General features: G+C 72.3%; 3 protein-coding genes. 1 reads left to right on the top strand and 2 read right to left on the bottom strand.

Going from position 1 to position 4,143, the window contains the following annotated elements; genetic code table 11:
• Nucleotides 1-2,443, bottom strand: a 2,443-nt coding sequence (locus tag AC1DUQ_RS18695; protein WP_477074324.1) for a DUF5107 domain-containing protein, incomplete at its 3' end; no start/stop codon positions are given.
• A 126-nt stretch (nucleotides 2,444-2,569) separates the two neighbouring features.
• Here AC1DUQ_RS18695 and AC1DUQ_RS18690 point away from each other — a divergent pair.
• Nucleotides 2,570-3,406: a helix-turn-helix transcriptional regulator gene (locus tag AC1DUQ_RS18690; RefSeq protein WP_477062088.1), complete on the top strand. Its 837-nt coding sequence runs from the start codon at nucleotides 2,570-2,572 to the stop codon at nucleotides 3,404-3,406.
• 45 nt (nucleotides 3,407-3,451) lie between these two features.
• On the opposite strand, the gene AC1DUQ_RS18685 is transcribed toward AC1DUQ_RS18690, so the two are convergent.
• Nucleotides 3,452-4,143: BBE domain-containing protein (locus AC1DUQ_RS18685; protein WP_477074323.1), on the bottom strand; the 692-nt coding region annotated here is incomplete at its 5' end.

The raw sequence follows: 4,143 nt of genomic DNA, 5'->3' as shown, positions 1-4,143 counted from the left end.
CGACGGGGTCGCTCGGGTCGAGGTCCGCGGAGGTCCGCCACGCGTCGATCGCGTCGAGGTGGCGGCGCTGGAAGTTCAGCCAGTGACCGAGGATCGCCCACGCACGTGCGTCGTCCGGATGGCTCGCCACGTGGGCCCTCAGCGTATCGGCGTCGTCGAGCCGCGAGGCGAGGCAGTGCTCGACGGGTGCCGTGCGCGCCAGGTCGCGGTGCCGCTCGGCCGCCGCGCGGTCGCCGGCTCGCTCGAGAACTCGGGCAGCGTGCAGGTGCACGAGCGGCCGAACCTCGACCTGACCCGGGGTGGGCTCGACTGTGGCGGCGACCTCCAGCAGCCGGACGGCGTCGCTCCAGGAGCCGAGAGAGTCGTACTCCAGGGCGACGTCGAGCAGCGTGGGGGCGTCGGTGGCGACGTCCATGCCCGCCAGGTCGCGGGTCCAGACGTCCAGCGGGTCCCGGTCGAGGGCACGGGCAAGCACCTCGGCGGCCTCGGCGTCGCGGCCGGCACGTCGCAGCAGGACGGCCAGCACCGACTGAGCCTGGAGGTGGTCGGCGTCGGCGACAGCCGCGACGCGGGCGTGGTCCAGAGCGGAGCGGTCGCGACCGCGTGCTGCGTCGAGCCGCGCCATCGCCAGGTGTGCCGCCCCCCGCCACGCCTGGTTCCACTGCGCCTTGCCCCACATCTCGTAGGCCTCGTCGGTGCGGCCGGTCCGCGCGAGCACCTGCCCGAGGCGGAAGGCCGTCTCGCCGTCGGCCGGATTGGTGTTGAGGCGTGTCTGCCGCGCCAACGCGGCGCGCAGGTGGTGCTCTGCCTCGGCGTACTGCCCGGCCCGGTACCGCCGCGCCGCCAGCGCGGTGTGCGAGCGGTGGTCGCCCTCGTCGCGCCGCAGCGCCTCGAGCCAGTACGGCTCCGGTGAGCGCGTCGCGTGGCGGTACTGCTCCAGGTGGACACCCGTGAGGTAGAGCTCGTCGACGGACGGCACGTCCCGCGGTGCCACCGGCTCCTGCGCAGGCTCGGGGAGGTCGGGAAGGGTGTGTGTCGCATGGGGCCGCCAGGCAAGCAGCTCCTCGCCGTCGTGCTCCACGACGACGGTCAGGTCCTCGGGGTGCCACGTTCCGGCGAGCTGCGCGGCATGCACGATCGGACGGTCTGGTGCGGCATCCGCCGTGGCCTGCCACAACGTCTCGCCGTCGGGTCCGGTGACCCGGACCGTGGCCCCGTCGCGGACGCGGGTGACCGCAGCGGCCACCCGGATGTCGGTCGACGCCGCTCCCGGCGTGGCGTCGAGCCGCACGGCGGCCTCGAGGCTGGCCTCGTGGACCGGACCGGTCTCCTGGATCGGGTACCAGTACTGACTGAACGTCTTCGTCTCGCCGGGGGCCAGGAAGGCGAAGTCCGGCTGGTTGTCGGTGAAGACGCCGGCCATGAGCTCGACGTAGGGCCCGTCCGTGTCCGTGAGGTTCGCGTCCCACGCCTTGCCGAACGCACCGTTGCCCCACGTCCACTGCTTCTTGCCGGGCGCGATGTGGTGGTCAGCCCAGTGCACGAAGCCCGCGCGGCGGCCGTGGTCGTAGCCCCCGAAGAAGTCGGACCGGGTGCCGAGCGCCATGTACGAGGTGGGCACCGGGATGTTGCGGTACCAGTCGATCCTGTCGCCGTCCGGGTGCTCGGCGTCCTTGCGGGCCTGGTAGTCGATCCCGTAGTACGGGCGATCAGCTGCGGGGAACGCGGTCACCGCGCGCTTGGCGTGGTCCGCCACGGCGTGCACGTCGGTGGGGAAGAACGACTGGTAGTCGTCGTTGACGGCCGCGGCGACGTTCGCCCACCACAGGAAGGTCTGGACCTCGTCCGTGCGGTTGAACAGGCGGGCGCGCAGCTCGATCACCGACGAGTCCGGCCGCAGGCGGATGCCGTGCATGCCCTTCATCCGGGCGAACGGGTCGTGGTCCGAGCACCACACCGTCACCGCACCGTCGGCCTCGTGCTCGATCGTCGCCTCGACCGGCAGGAACGTCGCGGGGCGGTGGTGCTGCGGCCAGTTGAACTCGACGCCGCCGGAGAGCCACGGACCCGCGAGGCCGACGAGAGCCGGCTTGATGACGTTGTTCCGGTAGAAGAAGTCGTACCCGTTGGTCGTGTCCATCCCGACGTGGATGCGCCCACCGAGCTCCGGCAGGATCATCAGCCGGATCCACGAGTTCTCCAGGTGGATGGCGTCCCACGAGTGGGGGGCCTTGGTGGGGCTGATGCGCTCGTGGAACGGCAGCGGGTAGACGCGGCCCGACGAGCCCTGGTAGACGCGGTTCTCCAGGAACGCCGGGTAGCGGTCTGCCGGATCCGGCATGTACGTGTCGATCGTGACCGGCTGGCGCCATGCGGCGACGCCTTGACCCACGAGGTCGTCGGGCACGGCCGGGAGGTCCAGGCGGGACTCTTCTTCGAGCATGTGCAGGACGCTACGGTCCGGCCACGGGGGTGCAGAATGGCAGTTCCCTCGACGGATATGGACGAATCAATGGATCCGATGCCTGAGCCGCAGCCTCGCCGGCGCGAAGGGTTCCCCGGTCAGCGCATGCGGGTCCTCCCGCGACCACTGGTCGCCGAGGCACTCTCGTCGGCACCGATGTCGCAGCTGCTCGTCACCGATGTGGGCTACTTCCCCCGGGCCTCGTCGCACGGACGTGCCCGCAAGAACGGGGCGGCGCAGCACGTGGTGATCGTCTGCGCGGCGGGGCGGGGGACCTGCACGCTGCCCTCAGGCGTCCACCAGGTGCGGGCGGGGCAGGCGCTCGCGATCCCCGCAGGCCTGCCGCACAGGTACGAGGCGGACGCCGCAGACCCCTGGACCATCTGGTGGGTGCACCTCGTCGGCCAGCAGGTCCCGTCGCTGTTCGCAGCCATGGGCGCCACGCCGGACCAGCCGGTCCTGGGCCTGAGCGACCCGGCGCGCGTCGTCTCGCTGATCGACACGATCATCCGGCGCATGGAGCGCGACGAGACCATGGCCACGCTGCTGGCGTCCTCCGGCGCTGCCTGGCATGCGATGGCGCTCCTGGCGGCCGACCGTCGCACGATCAGCAGGCAGCAGGCCGACCCGATCGAGGCGACGCTCGAGCACCTGCGCGCGAACGTCTCGACTCGCATCTCGCTGGCAGACCTCGCCGGCATGGCAGGGCTGAGCGTGTCCCACTACTCGGCGCTGTTCCGACGCGCCACGGGCTACGGCGCCCTGGAGTACCAGACCCGTCTCCGGATGGGCACCGCACGCGAGCTCCTCGACACCACCGACCGCTCGGTTGCGTCGATCAGCGCCCAGGTCGGCTTCAGCGACCCCTTGTACTTCTCCCGGCAGTTCCGGCGGATCCACGGCATGAGCCCCACGGAGTACCGCTCGCACGACAAGGGGTGAGGTCGCGCTCCGACGACTGCGAGAGGACCGGTCGCCCGGACCGGCTCACGCCGGTGGGATGTTCTGGTTGTGCCGGAAGACGTTGTCCGGGTCCCAGGCTCCCTTGACCTCCTGGAGCCGTGCGTACGTGGCCGCTCCGTACGCCCGGTGCACGCCCGCGGCACCCTCGGCCCCGAGCGCGTTGACGTACACCCCGACGCTCCATGGCTCGATCGTCGCGGCGAGCCGCCGGCACGTCGCGGCGTGGCCCTCGTCATCGGCCGGGTCCGCCCACCTGGCGCCGACGTCGTACTCGAACCGCGTGTCGCGGTGCGCGAAGGCCGTGGCGTCCGGGTCGACGTCCGCGACCGCGCCGCCGTAGGCCGTGAGGCTCGCCGCCCCCACGTCCGCCTCGGTGTGGGCGAGGAACGCCTCGAGCGCCGCATCGGGCAGCTCCCGGACGTAGTGACTCTTGGCGTAGCGCCGGAAGCCGTGCGCCGCTCCCACGTCCGACTGTCGCTGCAGGTCGAGGTAGCTGATCGGCGTGACACGTCGGGCCAGCGGGGTCCCGAGGCCGTCCAGCTGCGCGACCAACGGCGCGGCGTCGTCGGGCGGTCCGACCCAGACGAACCCGAGCGTGAGCGGACCCCCTGCGCCCCCTGCGCGGGCCTCCGCCGCGCGCCGCGGTGCGGCCTCCGACGCCGCCAGCCAGGTCCGGAGCGCGTCGAGGCCGCTCGCCGCGTCGAGGTCGTCGAGGT

Source organism: Cellulomonas sp. P4_B5_2 (assembly GCF_056402235.1).
The sequence above is the reverse complement of the archived record's forward strand: the minus strand, read 5'-3'. Positions and strand labels throughout refer to the sequence as shown.